The organism is Rummeliibacillus pycnus, assembly GCF_050459865.1.
Taxonomy (GTDB): Bacteria; Bacillota; Bacilli; order Bacillales_A; family Planococcaceae; genus Rummeliibacillus; species Rummeliibacillus pycnus_B.
The window spans coordinates 1-18,211 of the sequence record NZ_JBCMNM010000027.1; the positions used below are offsets into that span (position 1 = coordinate 1).

At 34.3% G+C, this 18,211-nt stretch carries 16 protein-coding genes; 7 read left to right on the plus strand and 9 right to left on the minus strand.

Features of this window, described 5'->3' with window-relative positions:
• Positions 1-585: 585 nt before the first annotated feature.
• The 4 genes from pstA to ABE048_RS07675 all read right to left on the minus strand — a co-directional run bounded on the left by pstA (position 586) and on the right by ABE048_RS07675 (position 4,813).
• Entirely contained in the window at positions 586-1,497 is a 912-nt protein-coding gene (pstA, locus tag ABE048_RS07660; RefSeq protein WP_430310349.1) for a phosphate ABC transporter permease PstA, read from the minus strand.
• A 3-nt stretch (positions 1,498-1,500) separates the two neighbouring features.
• Positions 1,501-2,427 (minus strand): phosphate ABC transporter permease subunit PstC, encoded by a 927-nt coding sequence (gene pstC, locus ABE048_RS07665; RefSeq protein WP_430310350.1) that lies wholly within the window; start codon positions 2,425-2,427, stop codon positions 1,501-1,503.
• A gap of 73 nt (positions 2,428-2,500) precedes the next feature.
• Positions 2,501-3,355: a phosphate ABC transporter substrate-binding protein gene (locus ABE048_RS07670; RefSeq protein ID WP_430310352.1), complete on the minus strand. Its 855-nt coding sequence runs from the start codon at positions 3,353-3,355 to the stop codon at positions 2,501-2,503.
• An 18-nt stretch (positions 3,356-3,373) separates the two neighbouring features.
• The gene (locus ABE048_RS07675; protein WP_430310354.1) at positions 3,374-4,813 is read right to left on the minus strand and encodes a stalk domain-containing protein; all 1,440 of its coding nucleotides are present in this window, start codon (positions 4,811-4,813) and stop codon (positions 3,374-3,376) included.
• A 506-nt stretch (positions 4,814-5,319) separates the two neighbouring features.
• On the opposite strand from ABE048_RS07675, the gene ABE048_RS07680 reads away from it, so the two are divergent.
• Positions 5,320-6,591: a LysM peptidoglycan-binding domain-containing protein gene (locus ABE048_RS07680; RefSeq protein WP_430310356.1), complete on the plus strand. Its 1,272-nt coding sequence runs from the start codon at positions 5,320-5,322 to the stop codon at positions 6,589-6,591.
• Between the two features lie 133 nt (positions 6,592-6,724).
• Here the strand turns inward: ABE048_RS07680 and ABE048_RS07685 are convergent, their stop codons facing one another.
• Both ABE048_RS07685 and ABE048_RS07690 read right to left on the minus strand, forming a co-directional pair.
• Positions 6,725-7,504: a YqhG family protein gene (locus ABE048_RS07685; protein WP_430310357.1), complete on the minus strand. Its 780-nt coding sequence runs from the start codon at positions 7,502-7,504 to the stop codon at positions 6,725-6,727.
• Positions 7,505-7,540: 36 nt separating this feature from the next.
• The gene (locus ABE048_RS07690) at positions 7,541-9,076 is read right to left on the minus strand and encodes a DEAD/DEAH box helicase (RefSeq protein ID WP_430310370.1); all 1,536 of its coding nucleotides are present in this window, start codon (positions 9,074-9,076) and stop codon (positions 7,541-7,543) included.
• 242 nt (positions 9,077-9,318) lie between these two features.
• Here ABE048_RS07690 and ABE048_RS07695 point away from each other — a divergent pair, with 242 nt between their 5' ends.
• From ABE048_RS07695 to ABE048_RS07720, 6 genes are all read left to right on the plus strand, one after another.
• Positions 9,319-9,744, plus strand: coding sequence for a hypothetical protein (locus ABE048_RS07695; protein ID WP_430310358.1), 426 nt, complete (start codon positions 9,319-9,321; stop codon positions 9,742-9,744).
• Positions 9,745-9,794: 50 nt separating this feature from the next.
• A complete protein-coding gene (locus tag ABE048_RS07700) occupies positions 9,795-10,880 on the plus strand; it encodes a CotH kinase family protein (RefSeq protein WP_430310359.1) in 1,086 nt (361 codons plus the stop codon).
• 419 nt (positions 10,881-11,299) lie between these two features.
• Positions 11,300-12,079 (plus strand): hypothetical protein, encoded by a 780-nt coding sequence (locus tag ABE048_RS07705; protein ID WP_430310360.1) that lies wholly within the window; start codon positions 11,300-11,302, stop codon positions 12,077-12,079.
• A 149-nt stretch (positions 12,080-12,228) separates the two neighbouring features.
• The gene (locus tag ABE048_RS07710; protein WP_430310361.1) at positions 12,229-13,314 is read left to right on the plus strand and encodes a CotH kinase family protein; all 1,086 of its coding nucleotides are present in this window, start codon (positions 12,229-12,231) and stop codon (positions 13,312-13,314) included.
• Positions 13,315-13,356: 42 nt separating this feature from the next.
• Positions 13,357-13,731 carry an SET domain-containing protein gene (locus ABE048_RS07715; protein ID WP_430310362.1) on the plus strand — a complete coding sequence of 125 codons (375 nt, stop codon included), beginning with the start codon at positions 13,357-13,359 and terminating at the stop codon, positions 13,729-13,731.
• Positions 13,732-14,005: 274 nt separating this feature from the next.
• Positions 14,006-14,935 carry an alpha/beta hydrolase gene (locus ABE048_RS07720; protein WP_430310363.1) on the plus strand — a complete coding sequence of 310 codons (930 nt, stop codon included), beginning with the start codon at positions 14,006-14,008 and terminating at the stop codon, positions 14,933-14,935.
• A gap of 8 nt (positions 14,936-14,943) precedes the next feature.
• Here ABE048_RS07720 and ABE048_RS07725 read toward each other — a convergent pair whose 3' ends face one another.
• The 3 genes from ABE048_RS07725 to ABE048_RS07735 all read right to left on the minus strand — a co-directional run bounded on the left by ABE048_RS07725 (position 14,944) and on the right by ABE048_RS07735 (position 17,727).
• Positions 14,944-15,135, minus strand: coding sequence for a hypothetical protein (locus ABE048_RS07725; protein ID WP_430310365.1), 192 nt, complete (start codon positions 15,133-15,135; stop codon positions 14,944-14,946).
• Between the two features lie 394 nt (positions 15,136-15,529).
• Positions 15,530-16,474, minus strand: a complete 945-nt coding sequence (gene rnz, locus ABE048_RS07730) for a ribonuclease Z (RefSeq protein WP_430310367.1) — start codon at positions 16,472-16,474, stop codon at positions 15,530-15,532.
• An 11-nt stretch (positions 16,475-16,485) separates the two neighbouring features.
• A complete protein-coding gene (locus tag ABE048_RS07735) occupies positions 16,486-17,727 on the minus strand; it encodes a DNA polymerase IV (protein ID WP_430310368.1) in 1,242 nt (413 codons plus the stop codon).
• Between the last annotated feature and the right edge of the window lie 484 nt (positions 17,728-18,211).

Genomic DNA, 18,211 nt, shown 5'->3' on the forward strand with positions numbered 1-18,211 from the left:
GTATTAATCTGTTTTCGGCATGATGTGGGATTAGCTTCGCTTTCCGGGGCGAGCGTTGAGCCTCCTCGGCAGTAAACTGCCTGCGGGGTCTCACCTGTCTCGCTTTCCCGCAGGAGTCTTCGCTAATTCCACATCAACATAGATAGCAGTGCAAGATTTTCATTATCACCTATTTTTACTTTTTCATTGCATATAATACGTTTCAGTGGTTCTTTTAGCTCAAGCGAGGAGTCGCTGTCGAAAGCGTTCAATGAACAAAAATAGAAATCATTAATTTTCGTATTTTTATATGAATTTTGCATTATGAAACTGGTTCATCTATGTATTATTTGATATTTTCCTATGAAATTATGCATAAATAAAAATCAATTCACCTATTTTATTTACGATTATATAAATCAATTTTCCTTTGATGATTATACACTAATAACTATTTTGAATAAAGATAATTTTATCAAAAATAATTACCAAATCACTAATTTACTATAGTAAATAATTCATAAAAAAATATAAGTAACTTCAACGAAAAAGCTATCCCTTGTAAAAAGATTACGGGATAGCTTTTTCATGTATTAAACTATTTAACTAATTACTGTTCTTTGCATTTTTCGGACGAGCTTTAAATCTAGAATTACTAACCCATAACGGTAGTCTGAGTACAAGGCTCAATAGGAGTGTAATCAAAACCAATAAAGCAGATGCTTTTTGAGCAATCTCCGGTGCATCCTCTACAAGTGCTTCTGATTGAACATACCATAACTGCACAGGTAGCGTTCCTCCTTGAGAAAGCGGATTCCAATCCCACATTTCACCTGAGGTTCCGGTTCCTCCTACTAACAGGATCAACGCAGATTCTCCAAATGCACGACAAGTAGCTAGACTTATACCACTAATAATTCCCGTCATAGCTGCAGGAATTACAGTTCTCAATATAGTTTGAGATTTAGTCGCACCCATCGCTAAGGAAGCTTCTCTTAATTCATCATCTACAGCCTCTATTGCTTCCTCCGTTACAGAAGTTATTACTGGTAAATTGAGAAGTGACAGTGTTATTCCAGCCCCTAAAATAGTTAATCCTACGTCAAAAATATCTACAAATAACATATAACCAAATAGACCAAAGACAATGGAAGGAACTGATGCTAAGCTTTCTACACAAGTTCTTATAAATTCTGTAAATCGATTGACAGGTGCATATTCAGTTAAATATATACCTGATCCAATCCCAATCGGAATTGAAATGACGAGCGAAATAAGTAATACATAAAAAGAGTTAAATAGGAATGGCCCTACCCCTCCACCTTTTTCAATTTCATCTGGCAAATCGATTAAAAAGCTAGGTGTAATCTTCGGTAACCCTTTAGATAAAATATAAAGAAGTAACCCTATAATTAGGATGAAAATCAAGGAAGTAATCGTCCATAATGCAATTGTGAATACTTTATCTTTTAATCTATTACCATTCTTATATAAATTTTCAGGTAAACTTTTATTCATTTCTTATACTCCTTTGGTACGAAGCTTTCTAATAATTATAATCAGCACATTTGAAAGGATCAGTAATAAGAATGCCATCATATATAAAGCATAATTCCAAGTAGAATCGAATTCGACATCGATAATTTGATTTACGATATTACTAGTTAGGACTGCCGTCGGTGTCAATAAATCATGTGCTAGTTGAGGTGTATTTCCAATCACCATGACAACAGCCATCGTTTCACCAATCGCACGAGCCATTCCTAAAATAATAGCAGTTAACAGACCCGAACTTGCATGTGGGATGACTACTTTAAAAATGGTTTGCATCCTGCTTGCTCCAAGAGCATAACTTGCTTCCCTTAAATCAGAAGATACTGCAGAGATTGCATCATCACTTATTCTAGAAATCGTTGGTAAAACCATGATCACTAATACGATAGCTGCGGCTAATAGACCATCACCCATCATAGTTCCTGTCACTTTTCTTAAAAAAGGAATGAGTATAGTTAATCCTAAGTAGCCATATACAATTGAAGGAATGCCTACTAATAAATCTAAAATTGGACGAAGAATTCGTTTAAGAAAGTCAGGTGCTATTTCAGCGGTAAAGATCGCCACAGCAATCGATATAGGTGCAGCAATTAAAAGGGTTAAACCTGTCAGTTCTAAAGTACCTATAATAAATGTTGCTGCTCCATATTTTTCTTCAAAAGGTTCCCATGTAGTGGAAAAGAAGAATTCTTTAATTGAGACGTCTTTAAACACTAATAATCCAGTACGACCAATAAATACAATGATTGAAAGAAGGACAAGTCCTAGAAACAAGACACTTAACAAACAAAAAATCTTAAACAATCGATTTTGTATATAGACCTTTTCTTTTACTACCCTATCTGTATTGAATAAAAGTTTCGGTTCTTGTAGCTCATATTCTATTTTCGCCATAATATCCTCCACTACTAACATAATGCCAGCCTTATTAAAGGCTGGCATCATTTCATATTTTAGAAAATAAGACCTATTTCATTTGGCTAACTGGGATGAATTTTAATTTCTTTAAAGAACCATTTTGGAATTTGCTGCTTTGAATATATTTAATGTATTGTGCATTAGCGCCTGTTGGATTTCCTTTTGTTACAAGGTAACCATAGCTCCATACTTTGTACTTACCGCTGATTACGTTTGAAGTTGTAGCTGCTACACCATTGAAATTGACAGCTTTAATATTTCCTTTTACATACGCTAAGTCTACATAACCAATTGCATTTGGATTCGTTGATACAGAAGTTACCATTTCTCCACTTTTACCAACTTCTTTATAATTACCTTTTGTCATAAAGCTTTTTCCATTAAGAGCTTTCATTTGATAGTTAACGCGAGTACCTGAACCAAATTTACGGTTTACTACAACGATTGGTGCGTCTTTTCCGCCTACTTGTTTCCAGTTTGTAATTTTACCTGAGAAAATACCTTGTAGTTGTGAAGAAGTTAAGTTTTTAACAGGGTTTGATTTGTTAACGATTGTTGCAAAAGGAATAACTGCGATTTTATGAGCTTTTAATCCATTAAATGCTTTAAAACCTGGAACTGATTTAGTTGCATCCCAGTCCACTGCTCCAATTGTAGCAGAGCCTTTTAATACTGATTGTGGACCTGCAACAGAAGATGAACCTGATACTGAAATAGATACTTTTGGATTTGAACGTTTAAATTCTTTTGCAGCTTGTTGTGTTACTGGAAGTAATGCTGTAGATCCTGCTACAACAATTTTGTTTGATGAAGCTGCAGTAGAAGTAGTTGTTCCGCTAAATGCTAAACTGATTGCTGCAACTGTTGATAAAGCAGTGATTGTTAACTTTTTAAACATTTTCATAATTTATTAACCCCTTTTTTATTTTGTAAGTAATTCAAATGAACCTTTGTTTAATACAGCTACTTTGTCACCATTAGTTCCAGCAACAGTAGCGGCAATTTTATCACCTGAGACAGAGAATGAAGTAAGTTTCAATTTCGTAGAAACTACTTTTGTTAATTTTTTTGTCGAAATATTTACTTTATAAATCACAGAAGTTTTATTATCCTCTGCAACTAGAATCATTACTTCTCCTTTTGGTGTTACTAAAGATGAAACAATATCTTTAGTAGCATTTAAAGTAGTAATTTCGTTATTTTGACCAATCATTTTCAACTCTGGAAGATTGTCATCATCTGCTTCCGCACTTAAGTATACGATATTTCCATTAGATACAAATCCAGGGAAAACTTTATTGTCAGTCGTTGAAGTAACAGCAACTGCAGTAGGTTTTTCTTCAGTTAAATTTAATACGTTGATTTGCGGTTCTGTATCTGTTAAATCTATGTCATCTACTTCTGGATCATCGCCTTCAGTAAACTTGGTGCTCCCTTCTTTACCTACTATGTAAAGAAGCTTATTGCCATCTACTGAAAGTTTAAGATCCGCTTTGTAATTTAAACTATCTGAAAAAATAGTTGTTACCGCTCCATCATTAACATTGATTGAGGCTACTTTTTCACTCTTATCACCTTGAATAAAATACACTTTTTCTCCATCATGTGACCAAACAAATTCAGATTTTACTGAATCATCTTCTACATTAAGATTCTTAGTCTTTTTAGTAACTAAATCAACTAGATAAACAAAACCATTCTCATCTGAATAAATTGCTTGTTTACCATTTGGAGAAACAACTAAATCTGTACCGTTAATTGTATGTGCTACTTTTTTTGTAGAAGTATTCAGTAATAGCGTTTTACTATCTTGAACATCCTCATTTGATACCATAACAGTAGAACTATTCACCCATTGTGGATTAAATGTATCGCCGCTGATTAAGCCTTTTGGAGATAAAAAGTTACCATCAAAATCTCCGCCTAAAGCTTTAACAAGTGAACCTGCTTCAATAAATAATTTATTTCCAACTAATTTAGGTGTTTTTACTTTTGTTTTCTTTCCATTAATTACAGCAGTTGAAGAATTTGCTTTATAAGATACCTTCAATTGCTTTTTATTTACACTTTTTGACACTTCATATGTCTTTGTTTTGCTATTATATTTATAATTAGCAGACATTAGTTTTGAAAGTTGTTCAGCTGAATAAAGTTTAATATTGTTCACTTTCGTAATAGAGATCGCTTTCGATTTACCATCAACTAAAATTGATCCTTTTTCTACTTTTTGTTGCTGAACAGTTTTTGTAGATTTTGTAGATTTTGTAGTTTTTGCGCTTACTTCATTTAAAGTAAATGGTGTAATAGCTGTTGAAGCTAAAACTGTTGAAGCAATTAATAAACTTGAAATTTCTTTTTTCATTTCAAATCCTCCAATAATCACTTGTTTTATCTAAATACTACTTAAATCCTCCTTTCAAATGTGCATAATTGCTTATCCACATCGTTAGTATAAGATACATTTATTAATTTAATTTACTGAATTTGTATGTAATATGTTTATATTTGTAAATGAAATATATCTTTTGTTCTAATACTAATATCTCATTTTCTTTATTTTTAAATAAAACCAAAACATATTTATCACTTATATTCGAAAAGAAATGAAAAAAAGCCTGGATTTAAAAATAAATCAAAGCCTTTTTTATCGAATTTATTTTAATATTCAGTTTACAATTGCGATCTATATCCTATTTTCAATTGGAACATCTTTTTTTGATTTTTGCTAAATAACCCCATATTCAAAGATTCAATCTCAAAAAAATGCATTATTTTTACAACTGAAAATAAAATGTCGGAATAGGTAAATATATATTTTCTTTCATCATATACATTATAGAATAGAAAATAATATGGAAGGAGAATGTTTTGGAGATACATATTGTAAGTAGAGGCGAAACACTTTGGCAAATTGCATCCAACTACAATGTAGACATCAATTCAATTATTCAATTAAATCAATTACCTAATCCAAATAATCTTGTAATTGGCCAATCACTAGTGATTCCAACGCATGGCTTAACTCATGTAGTCCGTCCTGGAGAAACTTTATGGCAAATTGCCAATCGGTATGGAACAACAGTGCAAGCAATTGTGAGTGAAAATCATCTTTCAAATGCCTCCATGTTATATGCTGGTATGCGTTTAGTTATCCCAAGATTAAAACCTACCATTGAAGTAAACGCTTATACGTATCAATCCCCTGGAGAAGGTGCGCAATCTATTAAAGATGTTGGAAATCTCCTTACCTATATGAGTCCGTTCGCTTATAAGGTAAAAGAGGATGCCACCTTAGAACCGTTTCCCGATGAATTAATGATTTCTGCAGCAAAATCAAAAAATGTTGTGCCGATGATGTCCATAACAAACTTTACAGCAACAGCACAAGGATCTAATTTAGCACACAACATACTCTCAAATAAAGTATTACAAGAAAAGGTCATCAACAATGTATTAAAAGTTATGGATGATAAAGGTTATAAGGGACTAAATATTGACTTTGAAGGTGTCCTAGCAGCTGATCGAGAGAACTACAATTCATTTCTTCAACTCGCTGTCGATCGTCTTCATCCTAAAGGATATTTTGTATCAACGGCACTTGCACCTAAAACTAGCGCTACTCAAGGTGGTCTTTTATATGAAGCACATGATTATGAGGCACATGGTAGAATTGCCGACTTTGTGATCTTAATGACTTATGAATGGGGTTATCGGCTAGGACCTCCACAAGCAATCTCTCCAATTAACCAAATGACAAAAGTAGTTGAATACGCACTATCCGTAATACCAGCAAATAAAATTTTTTTAGGCTTCCAAATTTATGCAAGAGATTGGAAAATACCACATATTAAAGGCCAAGAAGCAGAAACAGTAAGTCCTCAGGAAGCAATACGTCGTGCAGCAAAATATGGAACAATCATTCAATATCAAACATCTACTCAATCTCCATTCTTCCGTTATGTAGATGAAAACGGGCAACATCACGAAGTTTGGTTTGAAGATGCAAGAAGTGCTCAAGCAAAATTTGATTTAACCAAGAAATTCAATCTACACGGCATCAGTTACTGGGCATTAGGTTTCCCTTATCCTCAGAACTGGGCATTACTTTTTGACAATTTTCATATTAAAAAGCTAGTATAATTTCTCTCATCAAAAAGCTGTTTCAAAGGTATGGTTAAACACCTTGAAACAGCTTTTTTTATATCCCTTTAGTTTTTCAATCGTATCCACCGTATTTTTAGAAGATGCTACCGTAAATTATGAAACCAATTCATTATTTTAAATAAAATAATCCACCATTTATTATTTCTACTTTAATCTTAGCAGCATATCTTTCTTCTAATGCGTTCTTCTCTATTTCGTAGCATTCTGGCTTCTCTTCAACTTCTTCATAAAAATAATCTAATACCCTTTGATCCCTCTGCCATCTTTTTTTTGCCAATTCAGCCCAAGTGTGATCATCCTGTTGAATGAAATTGTTAATTTCAGCATCTAAACGCTGAAGAGCACGAGTAGGTTTAATAATATATTGCAATGGGAAAGCCTGATCAGCTTTGTCTGAGTCTAAGTCTAACTCACATAATAAAGTTTGAAATTCCTCAATTATATTCCCTGTCATCAAGTTTATTCCTAGAGAATAGATCATTTCCTTCGTTTGATCGCAGTAATAGGATACTTTAAAATTGATACCCAAATAAGGTGTTAAGAAAATGGTCGTCTCTAAAGGATCTACCCTCTCATACATTTGGACATATGAACCCAATTCTTTAGTCGCTTGAAAAATTTGATTCAGACGAAACGAACCAAAATGTACAATTTCACCGTTTGTATTTCCATTAAGCATATTTTGATCAGTAACAAATGTTAGTTGAGCGGGACAAGGGTCAGTATCCGTACTCTCAATGTATTTCCAGTAGAAAGGTCGATTCATTATCCTTTTGTCCATATCAATCGTTAATTGAACGGTCAAGTAATTATCATCATCTGTAATAATTGGACAATCTGTTTGTTCAAAAAAATTGCGTAAATATCCGTGAACTTGTTGTGGGAGCATGTACATCCTCCTTTCTTTGTCCATGCAACTGTTTTCTTACATGGTTTTTTTGAAAGCTAAAATATCGTCTAATTCACCAACAACCTTTTCAAACACATCAATTTTTGTTTGAAGTAAATCCAGAATATTTTGTTCAATTGTGTCAACAATAGCTAGATTATATATTTGAACATCATGTTCTTGTCCTAATCTGTGAACACGCCCGATTCTTTGCTCTAATTTCATGGGATTCCATGGTAAATCATAGTTGATGACATGATGACAAAACTGCAGGTTAATCCCTTCTCCTCCAGCTTCCGTCGCGATTAGTACTTGAACTTGTTCCTGAAAAAGTTTCTTCATATAATCTCTTTTGTTTTTATTGAATTTCCCATTGAAGAGAACACTTTTGATTCCTTTTGTATGCAAATACCACTGCAGATAAATTTGACTCGCACGATATTCAGTAAATATAATAACCTTATCATTTGCTTGAGAAATAATCTCGTAAACCTTTTCTGTTTTCGAGTTAACTTCGAGTGACATCAATTTTTGAATAAATTCTTCTACAACTTTAACCTCTTCTGAGTCATTACAATTTTGAAGCATATTTTCTAGTGTCAAGCATGTGGCCTCTTTGCTGCTGCACATTTCCTTTTGCAGTGTAATCATTGAGAAAGAACCCGAGAAAATAGGAGACACTTCTTTCAGTTCTAAAATGGTGTCATATACTTCTCTCTCCTCTTTAGTAAAATGCACCGGTATGTTTTGTACACGCCGATTGGTCCATTCTACCCCCGTGTCTTGTCTTCTATTTCTGACCATTACTTGATTAACCAATTCCTTCAAAAACTCATCATTTTCTAAATCATGTTTACTCGCTGAAAACGACGATTGAAACACATCGAAATTTCCTAAGTGTCCAGGTTTTAGTAATGAGATGAGGTAAAATAGTTCAAATACATCGTTTTGAATTGGCGTGGCAGTTAACAACAAACAAAACTTTTTCTTTAAACTTTGTACAAACTCATAGATTTTGGTTTTGTGGTTTTTTAGCTTGTGAGCTTCATCAATGATGATCATGTCATAGTCTTGATCATAAATGAGCTCTTTATGGGGGCTTTTTTTTGCGGTATCCATACTCATAACGACAATATCGATATGCTCTAATGAGGATTTCTTTTTGTAAGGAATGGCGGGTATATAAAATTTATTGTTCAATTCTTCAATCCATTGATTGATAAGAGATGCTGGAGCTAAGATTAACGCTTTTTTTACCAGACCTCTGATTAAATATTCTTTCAGTATTAAACCTGCTTCAATCGTTTTACCAAGGCCAACCTCATCTGCTAAAATTGCTTTTCCATTCATCCTTTCGATAACCTTTTCTGCAACTTCTAATTGATGGGCAAGAGGAGTTAGATTGGGTAAATGTTTAGGAGATTGAAGTCCTGTAAATTCTGTAATGAGGTTTGCTTTTACGACTTCGTAACTCATATTATAAAGCTTCCAATTATCCCATTCACTCTGATTTTCTAATCTATTTAAAAAACCTTCTTCCCATTCAGGCGACCTTTCAATGTTCATGATCATCACCTCTGCAAATTTCTTTTCCTTAACATGTCCAAAATTATTATATCTATGATAAATTTCTCGAAATAAAATTGCGACATTTAAAAAGTATTCTTTCAATAAATAAGGCTTGAATCCAAGTATTAGACTTGAATTTGCGTACTATACATGTAATCCATTCCTTTAGGAGGTGTATATTTTGAAAGGAAAAGACGGGAAAAGGCATAATTCCGCTGACGAATGTTCTTCATTAAGTTCATCTTGTGACTGCTCATGTACATCCGATGAATCTTCATCATCTACTTCTTCTTGTGGCTGCTCATGTACATCCGATGAATCTTCATCTTCTTGCGACTGCTCAAGTTCTTCCGATGAATCTTCATCTTCTTGCGACTTCTCAAGTTCTTCCGATGAATCTTCATCTTCTTGCGACTGCTCAAGTTCTTCCGATGAATCTTCATCTTCTTGCGACTTCTCAAGTTCGTCCGATGAATCTTCTTCATCCTGTGAATGCTCAAGTTCGTCCGATGAATCTTCTTCATCTTGTGAATGCTCATGTTCATCTGATGAATCTTCTTCTTCATCTACTTCAACTTGTGTTTTCTCAAGTACATCTGATGAATCTTCTTCATCTTCTAATCATAGCTCATCTAACTAAGAGCGAAAGAGACACAATTCAATGTACTTGATCAAATTATCGTACACAGCAATTTCTTTAATTACAAAAGGAGGTGAATATGTGTCAAATAAAATACCTTCATATTCCTTAATAATTGAAGAAGAGCTCTTAAATGTACTGAGGAAAAACTTATTGAATGATCAATCTGTTCCTGCCCAATTGCAAATTGAAGACATAAATTACGACATTCAAATCGCGTATCGGGGGGCATATACTCGTAAATTCAGAAAAAGGTCCTATTTAATTGATTTTGGTAACTCAGAAAACGCTTTAGGTGTTCGTAAAATTCATCTCAATGCTGAATACAAAGATCCCTCACTTTTTCGCAATAAACTTTCCCTTGACTTTTTTCAAGATTTAGGAGTTCTTGCACCAGATAGTCAGCATATTAAATTCTATAGAAATGACATTTTTAAAGGTGTTTATCTACAATTAGAATCTGTAGATGATTTATTTTTGAAAAAAAGAGGTCTCCCTCCTGGTCCCATTTACTATGCTACAAACAATGATGCTAACTTTTCTTTTGAGAGAGATGGCAAGCGAAAGAAATCGCTTCTGTCTGGCCTTTTCCAAGCTAATGGTTCTCCATCTGATAATCACTACCTTCTTGAACTGATTTCAATCATTAATACAACTCCTCTTAACAAATTTTCTAAAGTAATATCAAATTATATTAATATAGATCAGTATTTTTATTGGCTAGCAGGCGCAGTTTGTACGATGAATAATGATGGATTCAACCATAATTATTCATTATATCGAAATAGCGAAACGAGCTTATTCGAAATACTACCATGGGATTATGACGCTACTTGGGGAAGGAAAATCAGTGGCGGAATCATGGATCATAAATATGTTCCAATTAACGGTAAACCTGGTAACAAGTTGAGTGAATTACTATTACAGATACCGGATTTTCGTAAACTGTACAAAAGGAAAATGGAGGATATTCTTGAATCGAAGTTTACAGTTGATTATATGAAAAATAAAGTATTAACACTTCATCATAATCTTCGGCCACACTTTCTTCTTGACCCATATATTAATAATAGTATCGATATTTTTGATTATGAACCTGAAATGATATTTCAATTCATTCAAGATCGTAACAATTATTTAAAAATGCAGCTAAAAAGTCTAAATTAATAATGAATGAAATAAGAGAATAAAATCTATCTTGCTTAAATTCATTGTTTATTGCTTTTAAAAAAACCACGTTCTCTTTTAGGTATTAGACTAAACAAAAAAGATTTATCTGCGTATTATAAATATAATTCTGCTCTAAGGAGGTCCTTTAATGAAAGAGGAAAACGCTTTAAATACGTCCACTGGCAGTTCATCTTGTGACTGCACGTCATCTGGAAGTTCATCTTCCCATAGCACATCATCTGGAAGCTCGTCTTCCCATAGCACATCATCTGGAAGCTCGTCTTCCCATAGCACATCATCTGGAAGTTCGTCTTCTCATAGCTCGTCTTCTGGTAATTCATCTTCTGGAAGTTCGTCTTCTAGTAGCTCATCTTCAAGCAGTAAGGGCAAAAAAGGGAAAAAGGGCAAAAAAATGAGTGCTTCAAGTTCATCTTCTGGTAGCTCGTCTTCTGGTAGCTCATCTTCTGGTAGCTCATCTTCTGGTAGCTCGTCTTCTGGTAGCTCGTCTTCTGGTAGCCCGTCTTCTGGTAGCTCGTCTTCTGGTAGCTCGTCTTCTAGTAGCTCGTCTTCTAGCTGCCCGTCTTCTAGTAGCTCGTCTTCTAGCTGCCCGTCTTCTAGTAGCTCGTCTTCTAGCTGCCCGTCTTCTAGTAGCTCGTCTTCTGACTGCTCGTCTTTCGGTAGCTCGTCTTCTGACTGCTCGTCTTTCGGTAGCTCGTCTTCTAGTAGCTCGTCTTCTGGTAGCTCGTCTTCTGGTAGTTCGTCTTCTGATAGCTCGTCTTCTAGTAGCTCGTCTTCTGGTAGCTCTTCAAGTAGTTCATCTACTGGAAAGAAGGGGAAAAAAGGAGTTAGCTCTGGTTCTTCTAGTAGTTCATCCGGAAGTTCATCATCCGGAAGTTCATCATCTAGCAGCTGTTCATCAATTAGACGTTGTTCTTCTAGTAGTTCATCAAATAGTCACACTTCTTCAAAAAGTTGTCCTACTAGCAGTTCATCAACTAGTCATTCTTCTTCAAAGAGATGTTCTACTAGCAGTTCATCAACTAGTCATTCTTCTTCAAAACACAGTTCTACTGGATGTACTTCCACTGGCAATAGACGACGTTAATAATAAGATAATTATTAACATTTATCATTCTAAAAGTAATAATAAAAGCCTTTCCTTAGTCAATGAGATTATGGAAGGCTTTTATCCTTAAATAAAAGTATCAATTGCTTACTTTCTACATTTCTTTAGCCGACAACAAATATCGCCCTTTCATTCCCCCATTTCATAAGGACATATTTGTTGTCGGCTATTTTAGAAGTAAAAACTCAATCAAGAGAATAAAAACAAGAAGGTGAATAAATGTCGAATTCAATTCCATCTTATTTCTTAATAATTGAAGGAGATGACTTAGATACTTTAAGAGAAAATCTATTATATGATGAATCTGTTCCTGCAAAATTGAGGGTCGGGAACACTTTACACCAAATTGACATTAGTTATCGCGGTTCATATACACGAAAGTTTAGAAAAAGGTCCTATACAATTGATTTTGATGATAAAAAAAAATTCAATGGAGCTCGTAAAATTCATCTAAATGCAGAATACAGAGATCCGTCCCTCATCCGTAATAAACTTTCCCTTGATTTTTTTCAAGATCTTGGTGTACTTTCCCCAAATACTCAACATATCAATTTTTACCGAAACGACGAATTAAAAGGTGTCTATTTACAATTAGAGTCAGTTGACGATCTGTTTTTGAAAAAAAGAAAGTTGCCTATTGGTCCTATTTATTATGCAGAAAACAATGATGCCAACTTTTCATTAACAAGGGACGATAAACCTAAAAAATCAAGATTATCTGGCTATCATAAAGCATTTGGAACACCATCTGATGATGACTTAGTTCGAGAATTTATCACAATTATTAATACTACACCTCCATCTGAATTCACTGATGTTATCTCGCAATATCTTCATCTTGAAAAGTTCTTTTCTTGGCAAGTTGGAGCAGTTTGTACGATGAATAATGACGGCTTTACTCACAACTACTCTCTTTATCGTAATAGTGAAACTTCCAAGTTCGAGATACTCCCATGGGACTATGACGCTACTTGGGGAAGAAAAGTAAGTGGTGGAATCATGGATCATACTTATGTTCCCATTGGAGGAAAAGCAGGTAACAAACTCTGTTATCTTCTTTTGGAAATACCTGAATTAAGGAAGATATATAAAGAAAAACTAGAAGAAATTCTCGAAACGAAATTCACAGTTGATTATATGGAAGACAAAGTATTATCTTTGCATCAATCAATACGCCCCCACCTGCTACTAGATCCTTATAAAAAAAATAAGATTGATATATTTGATCGAGAACCGGACGTCATTTTCCAATTTATTCGATCGCGTAATGATTTTTTGAAAAACCAGTTAAAATTACTCGTCTAAGCTTTGGTTTCTTAATTAGGACTATAGAAAGGAGTTACGTTTGTGGGGCCAATTATTTTGAAGGATACAGGTAAATATGGAAGAGGGTTATTTGCTTCACGTGATATTAAAAAGGATGAACTCATTGAAGTTTCTCCAGCAGTAATATCACCGAATCGTGAATGGAAATATTTGAAAAAGACTGTTCTCTTCTACTACTGTTTTTATTGGGGAGATGACGATACAGCTATTGTTCTAGGTCTTGGATCACTTTTTAATCATTCATACACACCGAATATCACCTTTTATAATAATGAAGAAAATTCATCAGTAGACTTTTATGCATTACGAGATATTAAAGAAGGTGAGGAATTAACCATAAATTATAATGGTGAAACTGATGATAAATCACCTCTATGGTTTAATGTTATAGAATAAGGAATTTGATACTTAATAAACAAACTATTTTTCAATAAATTTGAAAGCACATACTAAATAATTGATACTTTCCTTTAAATAATTTCTATTTTTTTCACAATGAGTCTATAAGGTTAATTTAAAGAATGTCTAAACGCAGGGTTTATTTTACTCTGCGTTTTAATCTGTAATTTATTTTTAACCTAATCTCTTTTAATACCTAGTTATTCTATTGGTTTAATTTATTTATTATGGTATACTATCTTTAATATTTTTCCTGAAAGGATGCGATCGAATGACATTAACTAAAGGATCATTAGCTTATATTGAAGCGTATAAAGGCGTTCAATACTATGAACAAACACCTGAAGAGGCTAGAGCTGAAAGAGCTACCTCCCCTATTCATCAAGTATCTGTTGAAGGAATATCAAAAATTGAAGATCGTCTTATTACTGTAACTGATGGTGAAAAAATTTCTGTACGAATTTATACACCAGAAGGTAATGGTCCTTTTCCAGTGATTGTTTACTTTCATGGTGGTGGATGGGTTTTCGGAAATCCTGATTATGCAGATGGAGGATGCCGTTACTTAACTGTTTCTGCCAAATCCATCGTAGTATCTGTTGATTATCGTCTTGCGCCTGAATACCCTTTTCCGACCCCTGTTCAAGATAGCTATGATGCATTTCTATGGGTGGCAGAAAACGCTACATTGTTAAACGGTGATTCTACAAAACTTTATGTTGCTGGTGATAGTGCTGGCGGAAATATTGCTGCTGTTGTCTCGAATTGGTCAGCTGAAAAAGGAGGGCCAAAAATTGCTGCACAGGCACTGATTTATCCTGTATTAAATGTTAATTTTAATACGGCTTCGTACGAAAAGTTTGGAATAGGATATGGTTTGGATCGTGATGGAATGATTTGGTTTACAAATCAATATGTTGGAGATTCAAAGAAGAAAATAAACCCATCAATTTCTCCTTTAATAGCACAAGATTTACACAAAACTCCTCGCACCATTTTGATTGCTGCAGAATATGATGTTTTGTTGGATGAAGGGATTGCTTATGTTACTAGACTTCACGAAGCTGACGTCGAAGCAAAACATATTATGATGCCTGGGCTAATTCATAGTTATTTTAGTAAGATGGAATTCTTTGAACAGGATACAAAAAAGACTACTGAACTGATTGCAGAATTCTTCAATAAAAAAAATCCTGAGTAGGATTTTTTTTATTGCTTTGTTTGATCTAATTCTTGATACGCTTGTTGGTACTTACCTCCATCAGCCACATCTGTATGATAAAGAGCTTTTAAAGCAAAGTTTTTTTCAAGTTCCATTGATTTCATGATTTCTTTTAAGCGTTTTTGTAAATTCTTATCGTTATTTACTAGTTGTTGCATTTGTGATTTTGAATATTTCACGTTCACAGATCCCTTCTAATATAATCTATTTCAGTATATCACTTTTTCAAAAAGAAGCTTGATTATACAATGTAAACTTTAAAAATGAATCGATTTTTTAGTATTTCAAAATTATAGTCGTTAGAATCTACATATCGTGTTATTCGCACAAGCTAATTTTCCAAACTTAGCATATGATACAATCCAAGCTCTAACAACAATGATCCTTGGTGCAATCATTAATGTTAAAGCTTGAGGTTGAATCCTCCTAATTTCAGACTAGTAAAGCGTTTTTCTTCCTTTTGCTTACGCCCTGTCTGCATCGCGCTTTCATCTAGTCTGAAACCTTTTAAGAATTGACATTTCCTCTACACCTCAAAACAAGCAAGGGATTATTAATATTCCCTTGCTTGTTCTATTTTACAATTGCTTTTAGCTCTCCCTGTTGCCAATTAAATTCATCATAGTCTTTAACGATGAATGCATTTGGGATAAGTTCTTTAACTTCTTTCAGCATAATTTCAATATCTTGCTGGAAAAATCGAGCACTTAAATGATTTAGCAATAGATACTTCGATCCTGCTTCTTTCGCTACATTTGCTGCATCGATATTTGTAGAATGACCGTAATTTGCTGCTAATTCTTCAGTACCGTGATCAAAGGTCGCTTCATGTATCACAATATCTGCATCTCTGCTCAGTATTTTCGCATTGTCACAATATCTTGTATCACCTAAAATAGCGACAATAAATCCTTTTTTGGGTGGTTCAGTTACCTCTTCGCTTCGAATAATAGTGCCATCATCTAATGTTACATTAATGCCATTTTTTAATTGCCCTAACAATGGCCCATTAGGAACCCCTAATTCTCTAGCCTTTGCAACTTGCAATGCTCCTTTTAATGGTTTTTGTTCAATTCGATAACCGTAGCATGTAACAACATGTTGAAGAGATAAGGCTATCACTTTAAATTCCTCATCTTCAAAAATGACTCCTTCTTCGACTTCTACATAATCGATTGAATAGTTAAGGTGAGTTTGTGATGTTTCTAGGGTAAGTTGAATCCATTCTTTCAACCCTTTAGGTCCATAAATTGTTAATGGCTTATCCCCGCCTAAAAAGGAGCGAGAACCTAATAACCCCGGTAAACCATAAATATGATCTCCATGTAAATGTGTGATAAATATTTTCTCGAATTTTCTTGGCTTGATGGAAGTATGTAAAATTTGATGCTGTGTTGCTTCCCCACAATCAAAAAGCCAAATAGTGCCTCTCTCTTCTAATAATTTTAAAGCTAAAGAGCTTGTGTTACGAGCTTTAGAAGGCATTCCTGCACCTGTTCCTAAGAATTGAATCTGCACCTGTTTTCCTCCTAATGTTTATGATCATCTAAAAAGTCTTTGCTAAAACTAGTCTGGGATTCATAAGTTGTTTTCTTCACGTCTTTAATCCCTTTTGTAATAATATCTTTGCCATATTTGTGTTGTAATTCTTCAACGATTTTCAATACAGGCTCTTCTTTTGCATATTTTTCATAAGTAAAGATGGATAACTGTTCAGCTGTGTCCTTTTTGTCTACTACATTACTGACAGTTACACCTAATAATCGAACTGGAGAACTATTCCAATGTTTTTCAGTAAGCTCTATAGCAATTGCTTCAATATCATCTTTTTTATAAATTGCATTTGAAATCGTTTTACTTCTACTACTATTATGCCAATCTGCGTCACGAATCATAATTGAAATGGTATGACCAGCTAAATTTTTGGCATCCAACCGTTTTGCTACCTTTTCACAAAGCTTTTGAATAGCACTTTTAATCTCCGAAAGTTCGAGCAAGTCTGTAGGAAATGTCATGGAATTTCCAATCGATTTCGTATCATATATTGAGTTTGGATCGACTTCCCTATAATCTATACCATTTGCGCGATTTTTTAAACGAAGTCCATTTTTCCCAAGATTTGTTTTGATTATATGATCTTCTATTGATGCAAGGTTTCCAATTGTGTGGATTCCTATTCCTTCAAGTTTTTTCGCCGTGCTTTCCCCAACTCCATGCATATCAATAACAGGCAAATGCCACAGCGTTTTTGCAACATCACGTTTTCTTAAAATCGTAATACCCATCGGCTTTTTCATATCAGAAGCGGTTTTTGCTAGAAATTTGTTTGGTGCAATACCGATTGAGCAAGGTAAATCTAATTCGTTTAATATGCGGGTCTGAATAGATTCTGCAAGTTCAATTGCATCTTCTCCCTGGACAATATTCGTGACATCCATATAGCCTTCATCGATGGATACAGGTTCAACAAGATCTGTATATGTACGTAGTATTGTGAACATTGCTTGTGATGCTTTACGATAACGTTCGAAATTCGGTGGCAGTAGAATAAGTTCAGGACATTTACGTTTAGCTTCCCATACTGCCATTGTTGTGTAAACACCTTTTGCTCTTGCTTCATACGAACAAGTGACAAGAATCCCTCTACGTTCTTTTGGATTTCCTGCTATAGCAAGTGCCTTTCCCTTTAACTGAGGATTATATGCCTGTTCAACAGAAGCATAAAAACAATTCATATCAATATGAAATAAAATTCTTCCTTGAGCAGTCATCGTTTCTCCTCCTTAATCGACCAAACGTTCCCCTTCTAGTATAACAAAAATATTCAAAACACTACATATACAAAGCAATTCCATAAATCCCTTTTTGATTTTTATATATGACTATTTCAACACAATTACTTTTAACTATTCATATTGGGTTGTTTCGCTACAGACAGGCGCTTTCCGCGTGCAAGCATCAAGCCTCCTCCTCACTTCGTTCGTGCGGGGTCTTGATTTGCTTGCTTTTCCCGCAGGAGTCGCCTGTCTTTCGCTCTATTGGTAACTAGTCATTAGTATGTTGCATCAATCTTGGAATATCTAAATGAGGCCTAGTTGAAGTCCGCAATTGCGCTGCACACTTCGACTTAGTAGCACTACGTTGAGGGCACTGAAAAAGTAAAAAAAAATGAAAATTTATAATAAAAATTTTGTAACTATCTTTGTTGATGTGGAATTAGCGAAGACTCCTGCGGGAAAGCGAGACAGGTGAGAC